This window comes from Mesorhizobium sp. M0633, from assembly GCF_040320645.1.
In the GTDB taxonomy this organism is placed as follows: Bacteria; Pseudomonadota; Alphaproteobacteria; order Rhizobiales; family Rhizobiaceae; genus Mesorhizobium.
This window is the reverse complement of sequence record NZ_JAMYQC010000007.1, coordinates 142298-166667: the sequence shown is the minus strand read 5'-3', so window position 1 is coordinate 166667 and position 24370 is coordinate 142298. Positions and strand designations below refer to the sequence as shown.

20 protein-coding genes and 1 pseudogene are annotated in these 24370 nt (G+C 64.2%); 11 read left to right on the top strand and 10 right to left on the bottom strand.

Annotated elements, in window-relative coordinates; all coding sequences use genetic code 11:
• The first annotated feature begins 108 nt into the window (after window positions 1–108).
• Complete coding sequence (locus NKI47_RS09815) at window positions 109–849, top strand: SDR family oxidoreductase (RefSeq protein WP_031211759.1); 741 nt, start codon at window positions 109–111, stop codon at window positions 847–849.
• A 66-nt stretch (window positions 850–915) separates the two neighbouring features.
• On the opposite strand, the pseudogene NKI47_RS09810 reads toward NKI47_RS09815, so the two are convergent.
• A pseudogene (locus NKI47_RS09810) lies at window positions 916–1737 on the bottom strand (LysR family transcriptional regulator); the annotation flags it as partial.
• A 101-nt stretch (window positions 1738–1838) separates the two neighbouring features.
• Entirely contained in the window at window positions 1839–3044 is a 1206-nt protein-coding gene (locus NKI47_RS09805) for a multidrug effflux MFS transporter (protein WP_023676705.1), read from the bottom strand.
• 167 nt (window positions 3045–3211) lie between these two features.
• Between NKI47_RS09805 and NKI47_RS09800 the strand changes: the two genes are divergently transcribed.
• The 4 genes from NKI47_RS09800 to NKI47_RS09785 all read left to right on the top strand — a co-directional run bounded on the left by NKI47_RS09800 (window position 3212) and on the right by NKI47_RS09785 (window position 5036).
• Entirely contained in the window at window positions 3212–3901 is a 690-nt protein-coding gene (locus NKI47_RS09800) for a TetR/AcrR family transcriptional regulator (protein ID WP_023676706.1), read from the top strand.
• A 134-nt stretch (window positions 3902–4035) separates the two neighbouring features.
• Complete coding sequence (locus NKI47_RS09795; protein ID WP_023676707.1) at window positions 4036–4572, top strand: SspB family protein; 537 nt, start codon at window positions 4036–4038, stop codon at window positions 4570–4572.
• A gap of 18 nt (window positions 4573–4590) precedes the next feature.
• Window positions 4591–4794 (top strand): DUF4169 family protein, encoded by a 204-nt coding sequence (locus NKI47_RS09790; protein ID WP_023676708.1) that lies wholly within the window; start codon window positions 4591–4593, stop codon window positions 4792–4794.
• 20 nt (window positions 4795–4814) lie between these two features.
• Window positions 4815–5036: a ribbon-helix-helix domain-containing protein gene (locus NKI47_RS09785; protein ID WP_352450079.1), complete on the top strand. Its 222-nt coding sequence runs from the start codon at window positions 4815–4817 to the stop codon at window positions 5034–5036.
• A 3-nt stretch (window positions 5037–5039) separates the two neighbouring features.
• Here NKI47_RS09785 and NKI47_RS09780 read toward each other — a convergent pair whose 3' ends face one another.
• Window positions 5040–6722, bottom strand: a complete 1683-nt coding sequence (locus NKI47_RS09780) for a chloride channel protein (RefSeq protein ID WP_352589555.1) — start codon at window positions 6720–6722, stop codon at window positions 5040–5042.
• A 154-nt stretch (window positions 6723–6876) separates the two neighbouring features.
• Here NKI47_RS09780 and NKI47_RS09775 point away from each other — a divergent pair, with 154 nt between their 5' ends.
• Window positions 6877–7314, top strand: a complete 438-nt coding sequence (locus NKI47_RS09775; protein WP_352589552.1) for a MarR family winged helix-turn-helix transcriptional regulator — start codon at window positions 6877–6879, stop codon at window positions 7312–7314.
• Window positions 7315–7325: 11 nt separating this feature from the next.
• Here NKI47_RS09775 and NKI47_RS09770 read toward each other — a convergent pair whose 3' ends face one another.
• A complete protein-coding gene (locus tag NKI47_RS09770) occupies window positions 7326–11411 on the bottom strand; it encodes an AsmA family protein (RefSeq protein ID WP_352589549.1) in 4086 nt (1361 codons plus the stop codon).
• 94 nt (window positions 11412–11505) lie between these two features.
• Entirely contained in the window at window positions 11506–12921 is a 1416-nt protein-coding gene (locus NKI47_RS09765; protein ID WP_352589546.1) for an FAD-binding oxidoreductase, read from the bottom strand.
• Between the two features lie 119 nt (window positions 12922–13040).
• On the opposite strand from NKI47_RS09765, the gene NKI47_RS09760 reads away from it, so the two are divergent.
• The gene (locus NKI47_RS09760) at window positions 13041–13526 is read left to right on the top strand and encodes a thioesterase family protein (RefSeq protein WP_352589543.1); all 486 of its coding nucleotides are present in this window, start codon (window positions 13041–13043) and stop codon (window positions 13524–13526) included.
• A gap of 147 nt (window positions 13527–13673) precedes the next feature.
• Window positions 13674–13871: a hypothetical protein gene (locus NKI47_RS09755; protein ID WP_023676715.1), complete on the top strand. Its 198-nt coding sequence runs from the start codon at window positions 13674–13676 to the stop codon at window positions 13869–13871.
• A 72-nt stretch (window positions 13872–13943) separates the two neighbouring features.
• Here NKI47_RS09755 and NKI47_RS09750 read toward each other — a convergent pair whose 3' ends face one another.
• A complete protein-coding gene (locus NKI47_RS09750; RefSeq protein ID WP_352589729.1) occupies window positions 13944–14423 on the bottom strand; it encodes an Lrp/AsnC family transcriptional regulator in 480 nt (159 codons plus the stop codon).
• A gap of 90 nt (window positions 14424–14513) precedes the next feature.
• Between NKI47_RS09750 and NKI47_RS09745 the strand changes: the two genes are divergently transcribed.
• Window positions 14514–15422, top strand: coding sequence for an EamA family transporter (locus NKI47_RS09745; protein WP_352589540.1), 909 nt, complete (start codon window positions 14514–14516; stop codon window positions 15420–15422).
• On the opposite strand, the gene NKI47_RS09740 is transcribed toward NKI47_RS09745, so the two are convergent.
• Window positions 15423–16322 (bottom strand): dienelactone hydrolase family protein, encoded by a 900-nt coding sequence (locus NKI47_RS09740; RefSeq protein WP_352589537.1) that lies wholly within the window; start codon window positions 16320–16322, stop codon window positions 15423–15425.
• Between the two features lie 423 nt (window positions 16323–16745).
• Here NKI47_RS09740 and NKI47_RS09735 point away from each other — a divergent pair, with 423 nt between their 5' ends.
• On the top strand, window positions 16746–17177 hold the full coding sequence (locus NKI47_RS09735) for a hypothetical protein (RefSeq protein ID WP_023676720.1): 432 nt from the start codon (window positions 16746–16748) through the stop codon (window positions 17175–17177).
• A gap of 10 nt (window positions 17178–17187) precedes the next feature.
• Here the strand turns inward: NKI47_RS09735 and NKI47_RS09730 are convergent, their stop codons facing one another.
• Window positions 17188–19500, bottom strand: a complete 2313-nt coding sequence (locus tag NKI47_RS09730; protein ID WP_352589534.1) for a glucose/quinate/shikimate family membrane-bound PQQ-dependent dehydrogenase — start codon at window positions 19498–19500, stop codon at window positions 17188–17190.
• Between the two features lie 251 nt (window positions 19501–19751).
• Here NKI47_RS09730 and NKI47_RS09725 point away from each other — a divergent pair, with 251 nt between their 5' ends.
• A complete protein-coding gene (locus NKI47_RS09725; RefSeq protein ID WP_352589531.1) occupies window positions 19752–22475 on the top strand; it encodes an ATP-dependent helicase in 2724 nt (907 codons plus the stop codon).
• A 9-nt stretch (window positions 22476–22484) separates the two neighbouring features.
• On the opposite strand, the gene NKI47_RS09720 is transcribed toward NKI47_RS09725, so the two are convergent.
• Complete coding sequence (locus NKI47_RS09720) at window positions 22485–23534, bottom strand: ABC transporter permease (protein WP_352589528.1); 1050 nt, start codon at window positions 23532–23534, stop codon at window positions 22485–22487.
• Window positions 23531–24328 (bottom strand): ATP-binding cassette domain-containing protein, encoded by a 798-nt coding sequence (locus NKI47_RS09715; protein WP_352505623.1) that lies wholly within the window; start codon window positions 24326–24328, stop codon window positions 23531–23533. Before NKI47_RS09715 ends, NKI47_RS09720 begins: the two co-directional genes overlap by 4 nt.
• Window positions 24329–24370: the final 42 nt, after the last annotated feature.

The window sequence follows — 24370 nt, the reverse complement described above, 5'->3', positions numbered from 1 at the left end:
CAGCATTCGTTTCTTCCCGTTTCCCTTCTTCCACGCCTTTGCGGGACAAGGCCTCAGTTTCTCGCCGCGTGTGGTCATGCCCGGCGAGCTGCCTCATGGAGAGATAAGATGAACCAGGAAACCACACCGAAACACGAACGCATCCTGATCGTTGGCGGCAGTTCCGGCATGGGGCTGTCGCTGGCCGAACAGCAGCTTGCCGCCGGCGCCGAGGTTACGATCGTCGGCCGCTCCGAGGACCGGTTGTCGGCCGCACGGCAGCGCGTGCCTCACCCCGAAAGGCTGAGGACGATCGCAGCCGACGTCACTAGCGAGGACGAGGTCCAGCGCCTGTTCCAGGAGGTCGGCACGCTCGACCACATCGTCTCGACCGCCGCCGACGTCACCGGCGTCTATGTATTGCTTCCCGAGATGGACATCTCGGCGGCGCGGAAAGTGATGGATTCCAAAGTCGTCGGACCGCTTCTTCTTGCCAAGCATGGCGCGCCTCGTCTGACGCCTAGGGGATCGATCACGCTGACCTCAGGCATCGCCGCCTATCGTCCGGCGGCGAAAGGCTCGGTGGTGGCAGCCGTTAATGGGGCACTTGGCTCACTCGCCTACGCGCTTGCCGTCGAACTGGCGCCGATCCGCGTCAACGTCGTTTCGCCGGGCTGGGTCGACACGCCGATTTGGGATGCCGTCGTCGGCAGCGGAAAGGTGGCTGCGCTGGAGGCCATGGCAAAGCGTCTGCTCGTCGGCCGGATCGGCCAGGCAACCGACATTGCCCAGGCCATCACGTCCCTCATGCACAACGGCTTCATCACCGGAACCGTGCTTCATGTCGATGGTGGCCAGCGGCTGGTCTAGTGACGGCCAGACCTCGCGAACCATTGCGAGGAACAGCCGCATGACCGGCGCTTGAATGCGCCGGTGGCGCCATACCATGATGACCGGCGTCACCGGGCTGCTTGCGACCCAAGGCAACACGACAACATTGGCGTCAGCCGCGGAAGCCACGAGACGCGGAACCAGCGCGCATCCAAGACCGGCTGCGACAAGGCCCCGTATCGCACCCATGCTGGCGAACTCGCCGACGAGTTTTGGACGGTCAGGCAACGTTGCGGCAAACGTTTCGTCGAACATCCGCCTATAGACGCAACCGGGCTGGGTCACGAGGAAGGCCTCGTCAGCCAGGTCGTCGGGCGTCATGGCAGAATGTCCAGCCAATCGGTGATTTGCCGGCATTATGGTGACGAGCTCTTCCACTGCCACTTGCTCGCTTCGCAGCTCCGGCGCCGCCGCCGGGACGGCTCCGAAATGGAAAGATACGTCCAGCGCCCCGCTTGTCACGCCGGCACGCAACCCACTGCTATCGTCCGCCCTGAGGTTCAGTTTCACATCGGGATGGCGCCGATGGAATTCCGCCAGCAGAGCTGGCAAGCGTGTCGAGCAAAGCGTCTCCAGGCCGCCGACAGTCAGGCGACCGGCAACCGTGCCGCTCGCGTCGGCGACTGCGGAACGGGCTTCGTCCGCGAGGTCGAGGAGATCGTTTGCGTAGTCCAGCAGGCGTTGTCCCGCCGCCGTCAGCTTCAAGCCACGCCGTGACCTGTCGAACAGCGACGTGCCTAGATCGCTTTCCAGCGCCTGGATCTGTTCGGTCACGCTCGATTGGGCAAGATGAACCCGCTCGGAGGCGCGTGTGATGTTCAAGGTGGTGGCGACCGCCACGAAGGTTTTGAGATGTCGAAGCTGCATGTCCTGAACCCGTCATATAGGCATAGACTGCTTTGAACCGGGACGGCAAACGTGAAAAGGCCGGGAACATCGCCCGGCCTTTTTGTCTCGATAGGCGAAGTTTACTCCGCCGGCGCTTCCGCGACGTCCCGGCTGCGGCCGAGCGTTATTTTGGCCAGTGTGAAGGAGATCGCCGCGCAGAGCGTGATGCCCGCCACCATCGGCAGCGGCGTGCCGTCGAAAAACACGCCGGCGACGCCCATGGCGACCGCGCCGATGGCGAAGTGCAGCGTGCCCATCAGCGCCGACGCGGTACCCGCGATCTCGCCATGCTCTTCCATGGCCAGCACCGACGTCGTCGGGATGACCAGGCCGAGAAAGCCGTAGCCGATGAACAGCAGCGCCGCCATCACGTCGAGCCGGTCGACACCCGATGCCATCACCGCGAACAGCACCACCATCGTCGTCGCATAGCCGGTCACCGCGACGCGCACCACGCGCTGCAGCCCGAACCGCTCCGACAGCAACCCGGTCAGCTGCGACATGCCGATAAAGGCAACCGCATTGATCGAGAAGAACACGCTGTAGACCGAAGGCGACAGGCCATAATGGTCGATCAGGATGAAGGACGAGCTCGACAGATAGACGAAGAAGCTCGCAATGCCGAAGCCGGCGATGGCCGTCAGGCCAAGGAAGTTGCGGTCGCCCATCAGGAAGCGGTAGCCGGAAAGTGCCGTCCCGAAGGACGACCCGGCGCGCTCCTCGACCGGCCGTGTCTCCTTGAGCGAGGTCGCCAGCAGGATGGTGGCGAGCACGGCCGCGCCCGTCACCGTCCAGAACACGGCGCGCCAGCCGAAATTCTCGATGATCTGGCTACCGGTCAGCGGTGCCAGGATCGGCGACACCGAAAACACAAGCATCAGCAGCGACATCAGCTTGGCGGCCTCGGTGCCGGTATGCAGATCGCGCACGATCGCGCGCGGCACGGCCATGCCGGCGCTGGCGCCGAGCCCTTGCAGGAAGCGGAAGGCGATCAGCCATTCGATCGAGGGAGCCAGCGCCGAGCCGACGCCGCCGACCATGAACAGCGCCAGGCCGCCGTAGAGTGGCAGCTTGCGGCCGACCATGTCGGAGATCGGTCCGACGACGATCTGGCCGAAGCCCATGGAAAGAAAGAAGATCAGCAGGCTCATCTGCACCGCGGCAGTGCCGGCATGCAGATCCTCACCGATTGAAGGCAGGGCCGGAAGATACATGTCGATGGCAAACGGGCCGATCGCGGACAACAGGCCGAGCACGACCGCAATGCGGAGGAATTTGGCGTTCATGATAGCAGGCTCTTTCGAATTCTGGTTGCCGCCGAGGACCGGCGTATAACCCTAGGACGTTCCATCCCGTGGAGTTCCGACTCTTCTGCGGAACGAAACCCCTTCGTGCAAGTCCACAAATTTAGACAGGCTTGTCTAATTCGTCAACCACCTCTATATAGTTTTGCATGAAGGCCAACGTCTCTCCTGACATTTTCCCGCCGCGAGGCCACGAGGCCAAGCGCATGTCGATTGTCGATACCGCCGCCTCGGTCTTCTGCCGCGAAAGCTTTGCCGGTGCCAATATCGACATGATTGCCGCCGAGGCCGGCGTCTCCCGCCAGACCATCTACAATCATCACGGCGACAAGGAAAAACTCTTCGTTGCCATCGTCCGCGACCTCACCGAACGTTGCAATGCCGGCATCTTTGCCACGATTTCCACTTTTCCCGATCAGCCGAAGGATCTCGAGGCCGACCTCATCGCCTTTGCTGTGCGGATGAACCACAACTGCATCTGCAACCGCGACGGCAAATTCCTGCGCAAGCTGATCCAGACCGAGGGCGGGCGCTATCCCGAGTTGTTCGCCGAATGGCGCGAAGAAGGACCGGGCAGGACATGGCCAGCGATCGCCGCCCGCTTCGCCCGCCTCGCTCATGCCGGCTTCCTTGACATCGACGATCCCGATGTCGCAGCGCGCCAGTTCATGGCGCTTGCCAATGCCGAGTTGCAGACGACGTTCATGCTCGGCGGCACACCGACCGAGGACGAGGTGGTGCAGTCGGCGACAAATGGCGTGCGCACCTTCCTGCGCGCCTTCGGCAAGCGGCAGCCTATGGCCCGGGCAAGCAAACAGGGCGCGCTCGCCAGCGCTTGACGATCAAAGCCGTTTGACGATCAAATCGTCGGCAATGGGCTTCGCTTCCGCACGCCGGCGATCTATATCCGGTTTACGCCGCGCTCAAGCTTGATTACAGCTATCAGGACGATTCAACGGAACCCGACAGCCACATGGCCGACGACCACATCCGCTACGACATTCTGGCCCAGGAGGCGTTGCGCGGCGTCATGCGCAAGGTCCTGGCCGAGGTCGCGCGCACCGGTCTCCCGGGCAACCATCATTTCTTCATCACCTTTCTCACCGGCGCGCCGGGCGTGCGCGTGTCGTCGCGGCTGCGCGAGCGCTATCCCGAACAGATGACCATCGTCATCCAGTTCCAGTATTGGGACCTGAAGGTGAGCGACACCGGCTTTGAGGTCGGGCTGTCGTTTTCCGACGTGCCGGAGAAACTGGAAATCCCGTTCTCGGCCGTACGCGGCTTTTACGACCCGTCCGTCAACTTCGAGCTCGAATTCGACGTCAAGACCGATACCCCGGCGGAACAGGAGACAAAGGCCAAGCCTGCTCCCGAACCGCTGGCCATCGTCGCCGAGAAAAAGCCCGAGACGAAGAAGAAAACCGCCGAGGCGGAAAAGAAGCCTGCCGCGGCCGACGCCGGCGCCAAGGGCGCCGACGTGGTGTCGCTTGACGCCTTCCGCAAGAAGTGACCCGACGGGCGGCGTGACATGGCCGAGATCGTCAATCTCCGTCAGGCACGCAAGCAGAAGGCGCGAGCCGAGAAGGAGCGCCTGGCCGAACAGAACCGGGCGCTGCATGGCCGTTCCAAACCCAGCCGGGATCGCGACCGCCTGATCGCCGACAAGGCCGATAAATTCGTCGCCGGCCATCGCCGCGAAAATTCGGGCGATTCGGACAAATCCGATGCTTGAAGTGTGAGTAGGATCGTCTCGTGAGCCCGGTGGAAAAGCGCTCGGTCACCATTCGCGGCCACCGCACCAGCTATTCGCTCGAAAAGCCTTTTTACGACGACCTGGTCGCCATCGCGGCCGTGCGAAAACTGACGCTCGCCGCCCTTGTCGCCGAAATCGACGAGAGCCGCCCGCGCGATGCCAATCTCTCCTCGGCGCTCCGGCTCTATGTGCTGGATTGGGCCAAGCGCGGCAAGTTGTAGCCTTCAGGCAACGCTATCCTGTTTCCTGCGCCGGATACGGAAGCCCAGCAAAGCCGAGCGGTCGCGTTCTTCGGCCTGTTTCTTCGATCTGACGCGCATCAGGTCCTTCCAGCCGACATAGCCCACCAGCCGGGCATTTTCTCGCGTGACGACCGGCAAATGGGACACGTTCGCCATCAGCAGCTTGTCGGAGAGGCCCTCGAGATACTCATCCGGATAGGCCAGCGTGACCTTGCTGCCGGCCAGCAGTTCGCCAAGCGGCGTCGTGCGGTGCTTGCCGGCGCGTCTCCAGCGCAGGATCGCCGGCGGGTCGATGACGCCGAGCACGTGGCCTTCTTCATCGACGACCGGAAAGCTCGGATGCGTCATCACCTCGCGCACCCTGGTCAGGGCGAACGGATCGACACGGTATTCGCGAACCATGTGATGCCCTCGCCTTGCGATTTTTTCGGTGAGGATCGAACGCTTCATCAATAGCACGGTCACCGCATGCGCGGTGGCAGTCGCCGCAATCAGCGGCACCAGGACATGGGTGTTGCCGGTCAGTTCGACCGCAAAGAAGGTGGCGGTCAGCGGCGCACGCATGGTGCCGCCCATCGTCGCCGCCATCGCCAGCAGTGCCCAGCAGCCCGGATCCGCGGCCGGCAGGAAGCCGGCGAGGACCGCGCCCATCGCCCCGCCGATGATCAGCAGCGGCGCCAGCACACCTCCCGACGTTCCCGAGCCGAGTGCGACCGACCAGATGATCGCCTTCACCACCAACAGGGTGAGCGCGGCGGTCGCTATCGTGCGGCCATCCAGCATGTCGGCGATATTGTCATAGCCGACGCCGAGCGCCTGCGGCTCGATCAGCCCGCCAATGCCGACCACCGGGCCGCCGAGCATCGGCCACCACATCCAGTGTATGGGCAGCTTCTGGAAACCGTCCTCGCAGGCATAGACCATCTGGGTCAGCAACCCCGATAGCAGCCCGGCTGCCATGCCGACCAGCACCCAGCCGGCAAGGCCGGGAAATGAAACCTCCATGCCGCCCTGAAACGGGAAGATCGGCCCCGGCAGATGCAGCATGGTGCGCTCGACCTCGGCAATGATCGAGGCGACCGCCACAGGAATGAAGCTGCGCGGCGTCCATTCGAAGAGCAGCAATTCCACCGCAATCATGCCGGCCACCGCACCCGCCACCAGCAGCGTCTTGCGTTCATTGTCACTGACCGGCAGCATCTGCGCGATCAGCGAACCGATGGCGCCGCCGGTCATGATGATCGGCCCTTCCGCGCCGAATGGCCCGCCGGTACCGATCGAGACCGCCGACGACAACGGCTTCAGGATTGCCACCTTGGCGTCGAGCCGCGAGCGTCCGAGCAGGATCGCCTCGATGGCTTCGGGAATGCCATGGCCGCGAATCTTTTCGCTTCCGAAGCGAGCCATCAGACCGATGATCAGTGCCCCGATGACCGGAACAAATACCGAGGCATAGCCAAGCGGCGTATCCTGCAGTTTCAGGTCGGCGAGCGTAAACTGGCCAAAATAGGCGATGTTCGTGGCAAGCCGGATCAGCTTCAAAAGGGCAATGCCGGCAAACAACCCCGCCGTCGCCACCACCACCGCTATGCCGGCAATGAGCAGCACCCGGGCATCGGTGGTAAAATCGCGCAGATGGCCGGGGTTGGCGTGATCGGACTTCATTTGCAGACCTTGCTTTCTGGCGGCGTGCCGACTTGCGGATGGGTCGCCGGCCGTGCCACCGAAGATGGCGGGCACGAGCCATGTTGGTGCGCTCTGTATCGTAACACGATATAAATGTTCAAGGCCCGTTTGCGGCTTTGTCGGAAAGGAATCGATGGCAGACACTTCGAAGCCACAAAAGCGCGGCGCAACGATCGGGCCTGCCGACTACCAGAGGCTGTCCGAATTTCGTTACCTGATCCGCCGCTTTCTCGAATTCAGCCAGATCCAGGCGCAGGAAGCCGGCCTGACACCACGCCAGCATCAGGCCCTGCTTGCAATCAAAGGGTTTCCCGGCGGAGGGCCAGTGACCATTGGCGACCTCGCGGAGCGCCTGCGCATCCGCCATCACAGCGCAGTGGAATTGGTCAACCGTCTTTGCGAAGCCGGGCTCGTCGCAAGGGACCACGACGAGGAGGACCACCGCCGCGTGCTGCTGCGGCTGACCGAGCGCGCCGACGACAGTCTCGCCAACCTGTCAGCCGCTCATCTCGACGAACTCGGGCGGATCGAGCCGATGCTGAAGCGCTTGCTTGCTGGACTCGACACATAAGGGATGCGCCGTCACCCGCCATTCAGCGATTTTAGCAGATCGTCGATCGACGAGGGATCGAACTTGAGCTTTGGCGGGGGCTGCACTGGCGGTGGCACGTTATTTGCGGCCGGTGGCGCCCGTTCCGCTCGCTCCGCCGCGGCCTTGCGTTCGGCGTCGAGCCTTGCCTTCTCTTCCGAGGCGATCCGCAACGCCTCTTCCGCCCTCTGGCGTTGCTGTTCTTCGGCCTGCGCTGCTTCCTCGGCAGCCTGTTGCGCCGCCTTGGCTTTGGCTTCGGCCTTTGCAGCCGCCTCGGCTTTCGCCCTGGCCTCGGCTTCGGCCTTCGCCGCTGCATCCGCCTTCGCCTTGGCTTCAGCCTGCGCCCTGGCCTCCGCTTCGGCTTGGGCCTGCGCCTCAGCTTCGGCCTTTGCCTTGGCGTCCGCTTCAGCCTTCGCTTTGGCCTCAGCCTGGTCCCTCGCCTCCGCATCCGCCTGTGCCTTGGCGTCCGCTTCAGCTTTCGCCTTGGCTTCAGCCTGCGCCCTCGCCTCGGCTTCGGCCTTTGCCTTGGCGTCGGCCTCGGCCTTCAGCCGCGCTGCTTCCTGTTGTCTGCGCAGTTCCTCCGCCGCTCTTTCACGCTCGGTTTGCAGCGCAGCGTAGTAGCGCACCTCCCGCCGCAGCCTTTGTTTCTCGAGCAGTGCGGCTTGCATGGCTTCGACCCGCTGCTGCTCCTTTTCCAGCGCACGCTGGGTCAGGAACTGTGCCAGCGGCTCGCTGTCGAACTGCCGTTTGGTGGCGCCGAACGGCCCGTCGACGCTGAAATTCAAAATCGGTTCGGAGCCGACCAGCGCCTCGTCGCCGGGCCGGTAAGCGATCTCGCCCTTGGCGTCGACGGTGCTGGTGTTCAGATCGGCGGTGATGTCGGCGGACAGCGTCGCGCCCGGGCTTTCGAATTTGACCGGCGGCGCCCTCAGCGTGCCGCCGGCGATGGTTAAGGCAATATCGGTGTCCTGCGCCGGAAAACTGCCCGCCGCGGCGATCTGCGGCACGAAGCCGGCAGTCTTCGACGCGTCGATATCGCGCCCTATCGCATCGGCCTTGGCGATGAATGCGCCAAAGGCATCGGGATTGAAGCCGGCAATAGTCATGCCCTTGAGCGTTGCCGTGCCGGAACCGGACAGCGCCGCAACCATCGCGTCGACCGATTTGCCGCTGGTCGAAAGCGCCGTCGAGAACTCGCCGCTTCCGCTGATGCCGGCCTCCGGCAGCACGGCTGCCAGATCGGCGCCGGCGAGTTTCATCTGACCGGAGAAAAGCCCGGTGCCGTCATTGTTCTTGAGCTCGAACAGGCCACTCAACGCGCCGCCGAGGAACTTTGCCTTGAGGTCGGAAACGCGGATGCCCTCCTGGTCGAGCTGCAGCGACAGCGCAGCGTCATAGGCGGTGGCAAGCGGGCCGGCGGCAAGCGACGCCGCCGTCAGATCGAGATCGGCGGTAAATGGCAGACTGGATTTCTGGCTGAACGGTGCTGTCGGCCAGGTCCTGTCATTGACAAGGAAGGCCTGGTCACCGAACAGCATCACCGCGATCGGATCGAGGTCCAGCTCGTCCAGCGACAGCGCGCCGGCAAGATGCGGCAGCCCCTCTTTGATGTCGATATTTACGTCACCGGAAACCGCCGCTTCGTTGACGGCGCCGCTGAGGCCGCTCAGCACCAGGAGACCATTGCCGTAATCGGCATCGGCTGCAAGCGACGTCGACATGCCGGTGCCCATGCCGGGCAGGCCGACGCCGGTCGTCATCAGCCATGGCTCGATGTCGGCCGTTTCAAGGCTGACCTTGCCCTTGGCGGCCGCGCCCTGAGACGTGTCGGCAATTGTCCCGTCGAAACCAGCTTTGAAGTCGTTGCCGGCCAGGCTGAAGCGTGTCGCCAGGCCGCCGCCAAGTGTGCCTTTGGCCGAGACGTCGGTGGTCGCCTCGCCGAGCATGCCGAGCGGCAGTGCCGGCAGACCGTAAAGCGCCAGAAGTGCGGTGGCGTCGGCATTCCTTGCGTTGAAGGTCAGCGTCACCGGCGCTTCGAGAGGCCGGTCGAGCGCCCCTTTGCCGGACAACGACGCCGAAAAGGCCGAGCCACCGGCCTTGCCCTGTGCGCTCATTGCCAGTCCGGTCGTACCGTCGCCATTGTCTGCGGCACTCGTGACCGCGTCGATACGCGCATCCTGGAACAACTCGGGATAGGCAGCAGCACGCTCCGCCAGCCCCTTCAGCACCGCATTATCCGGATAATGCCGGACGGCGACGTCGATCAGCGGCTTGAGGTCGACGGCGACCACCGAGGCGTCGAGCTTGCCGGTCGGGCTCGCCGGGAAATCCTTGATCCGGCCGGTAGCGCTGATCGAGGCGCCGGCAAGTCCGCCGACCGACAGTCGGTCGATCTCAAGCAACCCCTCGCGCAATCTAAGCGCAGTATCGACGCTATCGGCGGTCAACCCGCCGGCGCTGACCGGCCCGGCCTTGATCTGGAAATCGAGGTCGCGATCGGAAAAGCGGTTGGCGCCCTTGTCGCTGACGAAGATCGAGGCGAAGGCGGCGAGCCCATCGACATCGAGTTCGCCACCTTCCAGTTGCATCAGCACCGATGGACGGGTGTCGTCGGGCTGGCTGGAATCGATGCGGCCGGAGAACTTCGCCTTGCCGAGGATGAGTTCGAGATCGCTGAAGGCCTGGTGCTTCTCGCTCAAATCCACCTTGGCCTTGAAGCCGGCGGCCGGCAAGCGGCGGATCGCCTCGTCGACGTCCTTCGACAGCCATGCGGCGAAGCCGGAGGGCTGCGCCACCGCCAGAAGCAGCGATCCGGTGAAACCGAAATGGTCCTCGACGCTGACCAAGCCATTGGCTTCCAGCTTGGCGCGGCCGGGCAGCGTGGCGGCCAGCGATTTTACCGCCCAGCCGCCCTCGGCCGGTTCGGCGGACAGATGCACGTCGCGAACCGTGGTGTCGCCTGCAACCACGGCCGGCAGTTTCACCTCGACCGTACCCGGTATGGTCGGCTTCGGTAGACCGAGCAGCGCCTGCTCCAGCGCCGCCACCCGCTCGGACAGCGTCAATCCGGCGCCGGCCGCCGCCCCTACGGCCTCGTCGAACTGCACCTGCGCGCCATTGGCCTCGATCGAGAAATGCGGCTTCAGCCCAAGGTCGACCGCAGCCTTGCCGTCGGCGGTGTAGGGATTGTCGAGCGGTCCCGTCTCGAAGCGGAATTCGTCGACGCCGAGCTTCTGGTGGTCGAGCGAAAACTTGCCGTTCAGCCTGAAGCCCGGGTCCGGTTTGCCGGCGCTGACTTTCAGTGCCTCGCCGCCGGTGCCGCGCAGCTGCGCCGCAGTTCGGTCTGCGCCCGATATCTTGAACTGGCCCGAATAGACCGCGGCGCCCTCGACGAGGCCCACATTGCCGTCGGTCTCGATGACCAGCGGATAGTCATCCGGATCGGCCTTGAGCCTGAGCCGCATTTGCCCGTCCGGTTCGGTCTTGCCGGTGGAAGCGGCGATCGTGGTCCGCAACCCGTCCAGCAACAGCGAGCCGTCCAGCCGCCAGGGGCCGGCCAGCGACTTGGCCGAGATCGTCGAGTTGATCTCGGAAATAAGATGGCTGCGCCCGCCGGCGGCGTGGCTGAGCGCGATCTGTCCTTCCGTCACCGTCAGCTTCTCGATGGAGATCTGGCCGGGATCGAAAGGCGAGGACGGCCGTATCGTCCAGTCGACCGTGCCGTCGGCGGCGATGTCGATCGTCGCCTTCGGCCGCACCAGGCGCATGTCGAAGATCAGCACCTCGCCGCGCAGGAATGGCGCGAGTTCTGCATCCATCGAAAAGGTTTCGACGGTCATCGCCGGCTGGCCGTTGGGGCCACCGGCAACGGCGACGTTGGAAAAGGTCACCGAGGGGAACGGCAACAGCCTTGCCGTCGCATCGCCTCGCACGGTCACCTTGCGGCCCAGAACGGCACTGGCCTCGCGCTCGAAATCGGCACGGTAACCTGTCCAGTCGACAAAGTACGGCACCACCAGCGCCGCACACAGCACCAGCACGAGAAGCCCACCAAAGATCACGAACAGGCGTGCGAGCATGAACTCCTAGACAGTTGATAGTAAAGTCAGTGGCACTCTACCCGCATCAGCGTGTCGATAAAGAGGCAAATCGGGGCGCGGCAGCGGCCTGATGTCAGTCCTTTCCCGGCAATATCTTGCCCGGGTTCATGATGTTCAGCGGGTCGAGCGCCTGCTTGATCGTGCGCATGATGTCGACGCCATGGCCGAGCTCATGCCGCAGGAAGCCGATCTTGCCTTGCCCTATGCCGTGCTCGCCAGTGCAGGTGCCGTCCATGGCGATGGCGCGCATATTGAGCCGCGCCACGAATTTTTCCGCCAATGCGATCTCCTTCGGGTCGTCCACGTCCATCAGCACCAGCACATGGAAATTGCCGTCGCCGGCATGGCCGACGATCGGCGCGATCAGGCCCATCTCGGCGATATCCGCTTCGGTCTCGGTGACGCATTCGGCAAAGCGCGAGATCGGCACGCAGACATCGGTCGAGAGGCCCTTGGCGCCCGGCCGCAGCGTCAGCGACGACCAGTAGGCATCGTGCCGGGCCTTCCACAATTTCGTCCGCTCTTCGGCGACGCTGGTCCACAGGAACGGACCGCCGCCATTTTCCTCGGCGATCATGCCGAAGGTCTCGGCCTGTTCGGCGACGCTGGCATCGCTGCCGTGGAACTCGACGAACAGGCAGGGGCTCTCCGGATAGTCGAGCTTCGAATAGGTCTTCATCGCCCGCATCTGCAGCGCGTTGACCAATTCTATGCGCGCCACCGGAATGCCCATCTGGATGGTCGCGATCACCGCGTTGCACGCCGCCTCGAGGCTGGGGAACGGACAAACGCCGCCTGAAATCGCCTGCGGAATGCCCTGCAGCTTCAAAGTCAGCTGGGTGATGATGCCAAGCGTGCCCTCCGAACCGATCAGCAGCCGCGTCAGATCATAGCCGGCCGAGCTTTTCTTGGCGCGCTTGCCGGTCGTCACTGCCTCGCCGTCGGCCATCACCGCCATCAATGACAGGACGTTTTCGCGCATCGTGCCGTAGCGCACCGCGTTGGTGCCCGACGCTCGTGTCGCCGCCATGCCGCCGAGCGAGGCATTGGCGCCCGGGTCGATCGGAAAGAACAGGCCGGTGTCGCGCAGGTGCCGGTTGAGATCCTCGCGCGTCACGCCGGGCTCGACGGTGCAGTCGAGGTCCTGCGGATTGACCGCAATGATGCGGTTCATGCGTGACGTATCGAGTGAGATGCCGCCGCCCGGCGCATTGGTGTGGCCTTCCAGCGAAGAGCCGACGCCGAAGGCGATCACCGGCACGCGATGCGCCGCGCATGCGCGCACGATCTCCTGCACCTCCTCCGTCGTCTCGGCAAAGGCGACGCCGTCCGGCGCCTGCGTCGGGATATAGGTCGTAGTGTGCGCGTGCTGGGCGCGGATCGCCTGGCCGGTCTGGAATCGCTCGCCGAGCCGCTGCTTGAGGATGCCGAGTACGGCGGCGATCCCTTCTTCGTTGCGCTCGACCGGATTGAGGTCGCTTAGAGCCATCGATTCCTCCGCGGATGGACCAGCGTCCACCCTTGTTCTGCATCTACGGATGCGTAGTCTCACCAACCACGCTCTGTCCAGTCCATGCTCATCCCGGCATGACGAGAAGGAAGTTTCCGATGCCCATCCCCGCCCCTTTCGTCTCTCGCGCCATGGACATCGAGGAGGCCTGGATCGACTACAATGGCCATCTCAACATGGCCTATTACAACGTGCTGTTCGACCGGTGCTCCGACGAAGCCTTCGAGATGATGGGGATGGGGCCGGACTATGTAAGGGAACGGCGGCTGACCATCTACACGGCGGAAGTCCATGTCTGCTACGTCCAGGAGTTGCATCTCGACCACAAGGTCACGGTCTCGTTCCAACTCCTCGACCATGACGAGAAGCGGCTGAGGGCCTATCAGGAAATCCGGCATCTCGACGGCTGGCTTGCCGCCACGTCCGAAACGCTGTCGCTGCACGTCGACATGGCTGGCCCGAAGGTAGCGCCCTTCCCCGCCGACGTCCTGGCCAGGGTGGAAGCGATGCGCGCCGCCCATGCCGCCCTGCCGATGCCGGAGCGCGCCGGCCGCTCGATCGGTATTCGTCGTAAGCCGGCTTGAACCACGGTCAAACCGCCGTTAACCTTACCGAGGTTTTAACGTGAACAAGCCGAATTGAGACGTTGAACGACTCAGCGCGGCGTTGGAAAACCGTCCGCATCGAATTGCGATACGGGCGGCGGAGCAGCAGCGGTTCGGGGAACGTGCATGAAAACCGATATCAAGGTCGAGGCGGACAGGCTGGCGGCTGATCCACGCATCACCGACTATGATTTCTGGCGCTCGCTGAAGAACCTCAATAACGAGATCTTCCACATCGCCAACAACAACGAGCCGATCCCCTTCGCCATGATCCGCTGGCGCGCCATCCTGAAGCAGGCGCGGATGAAACGCGGCCACGCCTGAACGGTGGGGGAAGAAACAGACCGGCCGTCCGGTTTGCATTTCTGATGATGTGCTGACGAACGATCCCAAGCGTCAAGGCTGGCGCTTCACCGCCCCCAGCGGCGAGCGCGCTGTCACCGGCGACGACTGGATGATCGCCGTATTGGTCATCGCGAACGGAATGATCCGGTCGATCACCCGCTCGAGCTCGGCCACCGAGGCGACATGCGCCAGCGCGATGAAACAGTCTTCACCGGTGACCCGGTCGCATTGGGCGATTTCCGGCAGGTCGCGGATGATTTCGGCCACGACGGCGAGCTGCCCCGGCACCGGCCTGATGCGCAGCCATGCCGACAGCTTCATGCCGAGCGCGGCCGGATTGATACGCACCGTATAGGCCTCGATCACACCGCTTTCCTGCAGCCGCTTGATGCGCTCGGCAACGCTCGGCGCCGACAGGCCGACCGACCGCGCCAGTTCGGCGGTGCTGGTGCGGGCGTCCTTTTCCAGCAGGCGCAGGATTTTCAGGTCCGCCGGATCCAGATCGCTATTTTCATTTCGAAGGCGTTTCAGCGGAATACTTCTTGCTTTCGGAAAGGAAATGGCCGCAATGCCCGGCCATCATCCATATCAATGGCAAAAATCGCCTGCGATACTGATCCCATGCAAGATCGGACGCAAGCCCCCGCAGCAAGTCCGGCACTCGCCGGCCCCGCCTTTACCTTGGCAAACGCGGTCCCGCCGCATCTCTGGTTCGGCGTCAGCGCCGTGTTCCACTATCTCGGACCGGCCTTGGCGGTGCTGCTGTTCCCGCATGTCGGCGTGCTGGGCATGGCTTGGCTGCGCATCGCCACCGCGGCACTCGTCTTTGCCCCATTGACCCGGCCATGGGCGGTCTTCGCCCGCGCCGATCGCTCGACGCGGTTGTTGCTTGTGGCTTTCGGCGCCTGCCTTGGGGTGATGAATTGCTCGTTTTACCTGGCGCTCGACCGGCTGCCGATCTCGCTGGTGGCGGCGATCGAATTCGTCGGCACCATCGGCGTTGCGCTTGTTGGCCTCAGAAGCCCGCGCAATCTCGCCGCCCTCGCAATCGCTGTCGCCGGCACCCTGTTGCTGATCGACGTCAAATGGTCGAGCGATCCCGTCGGCCTGTTCTGGGCCTTCCTCAACGGCACGCTGTTCGTTGGCTACATCGTGCTCGGCCACCGCGTTGCGCGCGGCGGCGCCGGCGATGGCATCGCCGGGCTGGGTGCCGCCATGGCGGTCGCCCTTCTCGTCGTTCTGCCGATCGGTTTCGCCGATGCTCTGCCGGCTTTCTCGGCGCCGCCGCTGCTGCTTGCGGCGGTCGGCGTCGGCATCTGCTCGTCGGTCATTCCCTATATTTGCGACCAGCTTGCCATGTCGCGGCTGCCGCGCTCCAGCTTCGCGCTGATGCTGTCTTTGCTGCCGGTCACCGCGACGTTGATCGGCGTCATTGTGCTGCGGCAGGTGCCGAGCCTCACCGACTGCATCGGCATCGCGCTGGTGGTGGCCGGCGTCGCCCTTCACAAACCGGCGCCGGCGCCCACCTGATCAGGCCAGCTTCTCCTTGAGGAAAGCGATCGTCCGGCCCCAGGCGAGGTCAGCCGCCTTCTTGTCGTAGCGGGCCGCCGACGTGTCGTTGTTGAAGGCATGGTTGGCGCCTTCATAGACATAGACCGAGTATTCGACATGAGCCGCGTCGAGTGCCTTCTTGAAGGCATCGATGCCGGCATTGGTGCGGGTGTCGAGCCCGGCATAATGCAGCATGAGCGCGGCCTTGATCTTCGGCACGTCCTCGGCCTTTGGCTGCATGCCGTAATAGGCGACGGCGGCGGCGAGGTCCGGCGCGTTGGCGGCCAGCATGTTCACCGTGCCGCCACCCCAGCAGAAGCCGACGGCGCCGACTTTGCCGTTGCCGTCCTTGTAGCCTTTGAGATAGGCGACCGTTGCCACGGCATCGGCGGCGACCTGTGCTGGATCGAGCTGGGAAAACAGGTCACGTGCCCTGTTTTCATCGTCCGGCGTGCCGCCGAGCGGTGTCATGAAGTCCGGCGCAAGCGCCACGAACCCTTCCAGCGCAACGCGCCGCGCCACATCGCGGATATGTGGGTTGAGACCCCTGTTCTCGTGCACCACGATGACGGTGCCAAGCTTGCCGGTCTGGTCCGCCGGCTTGACCAGATAGCCCTTCATCTCGCCAGCGCTGCCGGGATAGCTGATGTCCTCGCCATTCACACGCGGATCGTCTTCCGCCACGATTGCCGCCTGGGCCGAGTTCGCCGCCAGCAGCGGCGCGATCGCGGCAGCTGCCGCACCCGATCCGGCAAGCCTGGTCAATTGCTCCATGAAGCGCCGCCGGTCGAGCGTCAGATGCGCGTATTCGTCATAGGCATCGATCATCGCCTGGGTAATGACAGGCTCGGCGACAGTGGGTCCGGCAGGTGTTGTCATGGCTTGCTCCTCGGCCCCCCGCGGCAACATAGAGCCGAAGCTTGCCTGGTCCAGTCACGGCTGAGTGAGGCTGCCATAAGTCCCTGCACGAGGGCCGTGATGCCGCGCGCCGCACTGTTGTTAAATTTTGGTCCTTTGTGGCAATGCTAAATGCACGCACCACAATGTAAAAAGAAGGGCTATGCCTTACTCGGGCCATTTGGCGAACGAGAATGGCCATTTGGCGGGAAAAGAATGCCTGATTGACGACGAAGGAATACGCCCATGACCTTTCCCTCCCCGCTTCTGGCAAGTGGGTTCGCCCTCGCCGCTATGGCTTTGCTGGCGCTGCGGTTCACTGCCTTCACCGCATTCAAACGATCGTTGATCAAAATCCGCGCCAACCGGCACCCGCCCGCAAACACCAAAGCCTGAGGAAAGGTCATGGACGTTCAGGACATCATCAACACCGTCTCCCAGAAATCCGGTCTCAACCAGGCTTTGACGGAAAAGATCGCCGGCACGATTTTCTCGGTGCTCGAACACGAGGCGGAAGGCACGACTCTGTCCAGCTTCTTCGCCAAGATCCCGGGAGCCGACGCCCTGGCCAAGCAATATGATGTCATGGCTCCCGGCGCAGCTTCCGGTGGTGGCCTCCTGTCCTCGCTGGAGGGCGCGCTCGGCGGCGCTCTCGGCGAAAAGACCGGCGCGCTGATCAACGGCGTCGCCATACTAAAGGCATCGGGCCTCACGCTGGCACAGATCAGCCAGGCCGGCACGATGCTGGTCCAGCAGGCCGAGACAGCCGCCGGCCCGCAGCTGACCAGTGAGGTACTTGCATCGGTACCCGACCTGAAAGGGCATCTCGGGCTCTGAAGGAACTTCTCTATTTCGGCAGCGTATAGGCCATCACATAGTCGCCCGGCTTGGTACCGACCGAGCCGTGGCCGCCGGCAACGATGACGACCAACTGGCGCCCGTCGGCTACCGTGTAGGTCATCGGTGTCGACTGCCCGCCCGCCGGCAGCCGCGCCTGCCAGAGCTGTTTGCCGGTCGTCAGGTCATAAGCGCGCACATAGTCATCGACCGCCGCACCAAGGAAGGCGACGCCGCCGGCAGTGATCATCGGCCCGCCAATGCCGGGCACGCCGACCTTGAATGGCAGCGGCAATGGCGTCATGTCGTAGACGGTGCCGTTGCGATGCTTGTAGGCGACCTTTCCGGTCCGAAGGTCGGCACCCGCCACATAGCCCCAGGGCGGCGCTTGGCAGGGAATGCCTAGCGGCGACAGGAACGGCTTCAATATTACTGCGTAAGGCGCACCGTCATTGCGGTTCAGGCCTTGTTCGCTGCCCTTGGTGTCACCGGGCGGCGGCACGTCGGCGCGCGGCACCAGCTTGGAGATGAACGCCAGGTATGTCGGCATGCCGAACATCACCTGCCGGACCGGATCGACTGCCACGCCGCCCCAGTTGAAAATGCCGAAATTGCCGGGGTAGATCAGCGAGCCCTGCAGCGACGGCGGCGTGTAGCGGCCCTCATAGCGCAACTTCCGAAGCTCGATCCGGCAGGCCAGCTGGTCGAACATGGTAATGCCCCACATATCGGCGCCGGTCAGCGGTTTCGGACTGAAGCTGAGATCCGAGACCGGCTGCGTCGGCGAGGTATGGTCGCCTTCGATCGCGCCGCCCGGCGCCGGCACTTCCTTGACCGGAACGATCGGCTCGCCGCTGCGCCGGTCGAGCACATAGAGGTCGCCCTGCTTGGTCGGCCCGACCAGCGCCGGCACCACGCCATTTTCCGTGGTGATGTCGACCAGCGTCGGCTGCGCCGGCACGTCCATGTCCCAGAGATCGTGGTGCACGGTCTGCCGCACCCAGCGCAATTGTCCGCTGTTGAGATCGAGCGCGGTGATCGAAGAGGAGAATTTCTCGTCATTGGCGCTGCGCCCGGCGCCGAGCTGGTCCGGCGTCTTGTTGCCGAGCGGCACATAAAGCAGCCCGAGCTTCTCGTCGACGCTCGCCGTCGACCACATGTTGGGTGAGTTGTTGGTGTAGGTCTGGTCCGGCGGCAGCGGCGTCGTCTGGTCCGGATTGCCGGAATCCCAATTCCACAACAGCGCGCCGGTGTCGGCATCGTAGGCACGGATGACCCCGGACGGCTCCTGCGTCGAATAATTGTCGTTGACCGCGCCGCCGACGATGATCTTGTTGGCGACGATCAGCGGCGCCGAGGTCGAATAATAATAGCCCGGCTTCGGATATGGCATGTTGGCGAGCAGGTTCAGCGTGCCGCCTTCGGCGAAAGTCGGGCAGACCTGGCCATTCGCCGCATCGAGCGCGATTAGCCGGGCGTCGGATGTCGGCAGGTAGATGCGTGTGGCGCAGGGCTGGCCAGCGGCGACCTTGGCATCGGCATAATAGGACACGCCGCGGCAGGTCTGGTGCTGGCGGTCCTTGTTGAGCTTGACCTGCGGATCGAAGCGCCATTTCTCCTTACCGCTCGCGGCATCGATGGCGATGGCGAAATTATGCGGCGTGCAGATGTAGAGCGTGTCGGCGATTTTTAGCGGCGTCACCTGATAGGTCGTCTCGCCGATGTCGTCGGGCCCTTTCACGTCGCCGGTGCGATAGGTCCAGGCCGGCTGCAGATTGGCAACGTTTTCGGCGGTGATCTGGTCGAGCGGCGAATAGCGCTGGCCATATTGCGTGCGACCGTAATAGTGCCATTCGCCAGCCGGCACGTTGCCGCCGAGATCGGCCGTCGGCGTCACCTTGTCGGTGTTGAGTTCACCCGCAATATCCTTTGGATCGGTCGTCATCGAATAGCCGGCGACCGCAAGCGAGGCCAGCACGGCGAGGATCAGCGGCGCGCGTCCGTCGGGACCGGTAAGCCCGCGCCGCGCCCATGGCGTCAACAGCCATAGCGCGACAAGCACGATGATGCCGCCGCGCGGGCCGAGCTCCCACCAGTCGAAGCCGATCTCCCAGACCGCCCAGGCGAGCGTGCCGAGCACGATCGCCGCGTAGAGCCACAGCGCCGTGGATCTGCGCCTGTAGAGCAGCCAGGCCGCGACAAGGAAAGCTAGACCGACGATGACGTAGTACCAGCTGCCGCCCAGCGTCACGAGCCAGATGCCGCCGCCGCCAATCGCAAGGCCGATGAGGAAAAGGATCAGGGAGGTGATGACCACAGCCAAGACGGTGCTCCTTCGACTGGTGCGCTCCGCGACGCGTCCATGGGCAACCCCGCATTGCGTTCCTGCCCCCACGCAACTTTCTCCGGCCCGCTTCCCCTGTCAAGCAAGCTCGGCGTTTTACGGTGCCGGCCCATCGCAAGCCCGGCGTTTTGGTTAGCGGACCCATCCAGATTGTGAGTCTACCGACTGGACAGAGAACAAAACGGAGACACTTCTGGCCTTTCGCTGCCGAATCACTACATTCGGGGGAGATGTCCGGCTTTTCGGAAGACATGCCCTTTTTTGACGAACCGAACGCGCGGCCCGTGGCCCCGTCGGGCATTGCCGCGCGCGCCATGGCTGCCCGCAGCAACCAGAACAACGCGCCCGATTATCTCAACGGCCTCAACCCCGAGCAGCGGCTGGCGGTGGAAACCACCGAAGGCCCGGTGCTGGTGCTGGCCGGCGCCGGCACCGGCAAAACGCGCGTCCTGACCACCCGCATCGCCCACATCCTTGCCACCGGCAAGGCTTTCCCCTCGCAGATCCTCGCCGTCACCTTCACCAACAAGGCGGCGCGCGAGATGAAGCAGCGCATCGGCCTGTTGATCGGTGAAGGCAATGTCGAGGGCATGCCGTGGCTCGGCACCTTCCACTCGATCGGCGTCAAGCTGCTGCGCCGGCACGCCGAGCTGGCCGGGATCAAATCCGATTTCACCATCCTCGACACCGACGATGTCGTGCGCCTGATCAAGCAGCTCATCCAGGCCGAGGGCCTCGACGACAAGCGCTGGCCGGCCAAGCAGTTCGCCCAGATGATCGACGGCTGGAAGAACAAGGGGCTAGGCCCCACCGACATCCCCGAGGGCGATGCCCGTGCCTTCGCCAACGGCAAGGGCCGCGAGCTCTACAAGGCCTACCAGGAGCGGCTGAAAACGCTGAACGCTTGCGACTTCGGCGATCTCCTGTGCCACCCGATCCGCATCTTCCGCGCCAATCCGGACGTGCTGAAGGAATACCACAAGCGCTTCCGCTACATCCTCGTCGACGAATATCAGGACACCAACACCGCCCAGTACATGTGGCTGCGCCTGCTGGCCCAGCGGCCTCAATCCTCCCCCCTTGAGGGGGAGGTGCCCGCGAAGCGGGCGGAGGGGGTTGCCGCAGAAGGCACCGCTAGAGCGTCGAGCACTGCCGCCGGTAGGTCGAGCACTGCCGCACGGACCCCACCCGACCGGGCGTCGCCCGGCAACCCTCCCCTCAAGGGGGAGGGAAGCCCGCGCCTGTCCACCGTAAATATCTGCTGCGTCGGCGACGACGACCAGTCGATCTATGGCTGGCGCGGCGCCGAGGTCGACAACATCCTGCGCTTCGACAAGGATTTTCCCGGCGCCACCATCATCAGGCTGGAGCGCAACTACCGCTCGACCGCGCACATCCTCGGCACCGCCTCCCACCTCATCGCCCACAATCAGGGCCGTTTCGGCAAGACGCTGTTCACCGAAAAGATCGCCGAGGACGACGAGAAGGTGCATGTCCACGCCGCCTGGGATTCCGAGGAGGAGGCCCGCGCCGTCGGCGAGACCATCGAGGCCTATCAGCGCCAGAAGCACAATCTCAACGACATGGCGATCCTCGTCCGCGCGTCCTTCCAGATGCGCGAATTCGAGGACCGCTTCGTCACGCTCGGCCTCAATTACCGCGTCATCGGCGGCCCGCGCTTTTATGAGCGGCTCGAGATTCGCGATGCGCTGGCTTTCTTCCGCGTCGTCGCGCAAGGCGCCGACGACCTCGCCTTCGAGCGCATCGTCAACGTGCCGAAGCGCGGCCTTGGCGAGGCCACCATCCGCCAGATCCACGACACCGCACGGGCGCTGCGCATCCCGATGCTGGAGGCGGCGGCAAAACTTGCCGAAAGCGACGAGCTGAAGCCGAAGCCGCGCGCCGCGCTGCGCGAGGTCGCGGCCAATTTCGAGCGCTGGCAGAAGGCGCTGGAAACCACCCCGCACACCGAGCTCGCCGAGACCATTCTGGAGGAGAGCGGCTACACCGACATGTGGAAGAACGACCGCTCGGTCGAAGCACCCGGCCGGCTGGAGAACCTCAAGGAGTTGATCCGCTCCATGGAGGAGTACGAATCGCTGCGCTCCTTCCTCGAACACGTCGCACTCGTCATGGACGCCGAGCAGAATGCCGAGCTCGACGCGGTCAACATCATGACGCTGCATTCGGCCAAGGGCCTCGAATTCGAGACGGTTTTTCTCCCTGGCTGGGAGGAAGGGCTGTTCCCGCATCAGCGCGCGCTGGACGAGGGCGGCCGCTCAGGGCTGGAGGAGGAACGCCGTCTCGCCTATGTCGGCCTGACCCGCGCCAAGAAGAACCTGCACATCTGGTTCGTCTCCAACCGCCGCATCCACGGCCTCTGGCAATCGACCATCCCGTCGCGCTTCCTCGACGAACTGCCGGAAGCTCATGTCGAAGTTTCCGAGAGCGGCAACTCCTATGGCGGCTACGGCAATGCCTATGGCGGCGGCTCGTTCGCCTCCGGTCGCGGTGGCCAAGGGGCGGGCAGGCAGAACCCCTATGGAGCATCGCGCTTCGACAACATCGGCGGCAACAACGGCGCCGAGAAATCCGGCGCTTTCTCCAGCACCTATGCGACGCCGGGCTGGCAACGCGCCCAAGCGAACCGCACCGAGGCCACCGACCGCAATTGGGGCACGCGCTCCGGCCACCAGGTCGAGCGCATCGGCTATGGCGAAACCGACTCCGGCTACGGCGCCGGCCGCACCTCGGTCAAGGGCCGCACCATCGACGGCGAGCTGGTCGCCAAATCCGTCGCCGACACGCCGTCCCCCTTCAGCGTCGGCGACCGCGTCTTCCACCAGAAATTCGGCAACGGCAACATCTCGGCCATCGAAGGCAACAAGCTGACCATCGACTTCGACAAAGCCGGCCAGAAACGCGTGCTGGACGGGTTTGTGACGGGGGTTTGAGGTCGCCGGTCACCGATACCGCGCCTGGTTCCACTTATGGCCGAGCAGCGACAGGATGATGATCAGCCCGTTGAAGAACTGGACGTAGAAGCCGCTCAGGCCTGCCGCGACGACGCCGGTCTGGATGAAAGAGACCGTGACCGCGCCGATCGCGCCGCCGACAACAGTGCCGATGCCGCCCCAGGTCGGAGTGCCGCCGACGAACACCGATGCCAGCACCGGCAACAGGTATCCGTCGCCCGCCGTCGGCCACCAGGTGAAGTTGATCATCACCGAGAACGTGCCGGCGATTGCCGCGCCGATGCCGACGAAGACGAACACTTTTACCCTGACGCGCTTGACGTCGATACCCATCTGCTGGGCGCTGTCGGGATTGTCGCCGACCACCTTGACCTGCGCGCCGAAGCGATGGCGGTTGTAAAGCAGCGCCGACAGCACGACGAAGGCGATGGCCCAGAAGATCTGCACCGGGATGCCGTAGAGCTGGCTGGAGAAGATCTTGTAGGCCCAGCTGTCGGCAAGGCCGGTCAGCGCCGTCGACCTGCCCTCGTTGATGATCTGGATCAGGCCGCGCAGCAGGAAATTCATGCCGAGCGTGGCGATCAGCGACGACAGCCCGCCATAGACGACCAGTGAGCCGACCAGGAAGCCGAGCAGCATGCCGGTGACCATTGCGGCGGCAATGCCGAGGAACGGGTCGTAGCCGGCCTGCACGACCAGCGCAAACACCCAGGAGGCAAAGCCCATTGTCGCCGGAAACGACAGGTCGATCTCGCCGCAGGTGACGACGAAGACCAGCGGCACCACCACGAACAGCGCCACCGGCAGCGTGGTGAGTACGGAGCTGTAGAGATACCAGGTGGTGAACACGATCGGGTTGGCGATCATGAACACCGCCATCATGACGATGAACACGGCAAGCGTGCCGAGCGCGGCGCGGTTGTCGAGGATGAACCCGCGCAGCCAGTTGTCGGACGGGTGTCTCCACTCTTTCCCGGCGGTTTCGCCATGCGTGCCGCCGAGGGGGCTCTGCAGATCGGGTTCCATGGTCTTGCTCATCGTGCCGCCCTCCCCGCATCGCCCGCGTCGTGCAACCCCGGCAATCCGCTGGGGTGGGCGACGTCTTCCATGAAATTGATCAGGTCCTCGGCCGATTTGACCTCGCTGCGGTCGGCGGTGAGCGCGACCTTGCCGCGGTCCAGCACCACGAAGCGATCGGCGATATCGAAGACGTGGTGGATGTTGTGGCCGATGAACAGGATCGAGCGCCCGCTCGCCCGCACCTGGCGCACGAAGTGGAAGACCTTGGCGGTCTCGGTCAGCGATAGCGCGGTCGTCGGTTCGTCGAGGACTATCAGCTCCGCCTTCTTATAGATGGCGCGGGCGATCGCCACGCCCTGGCGTTCGCCGCCCGAGAGCTGGCCGACGATCGACTGTGGCGTGAACACTTTCGAGGTGAAGCCGATCTCGCGCATCAGCCGGCTCGCCTCCGCGATCTCCTTGTTGACCTTCAGCCAGCCAAGCCAGCCGGTGAGCTCGCGGCCCATGAAGATGTTGCGCACGATCGTCTGCTGCACGGCGAGCGCCCGGTCCTGGAACACGGTCTCGATGCCGGCGTCGCGCGAGCGCGCAGGGCTCCATCCGGTCACCGGCTTGCCGCGGACGAGAATCTCGCCGCTGGTCGGTTTGACCACGCCGGACAGGATCTTGATCAGCGTCGACTTGCCGGCGCCATTGTCGCCGATCAGGCCGACCACCTCGCCGCGATCGACGCTGAGATTGACCCCGCCCAGCGCATAGACCTGGCCGTAGGACTTGGTGATGTCGCGCAGTTCGATGATGCGTTCGGCCATGGCGATCCTCGCTTGATTGTCGCGTGCCGGCCTTTTCGCCGG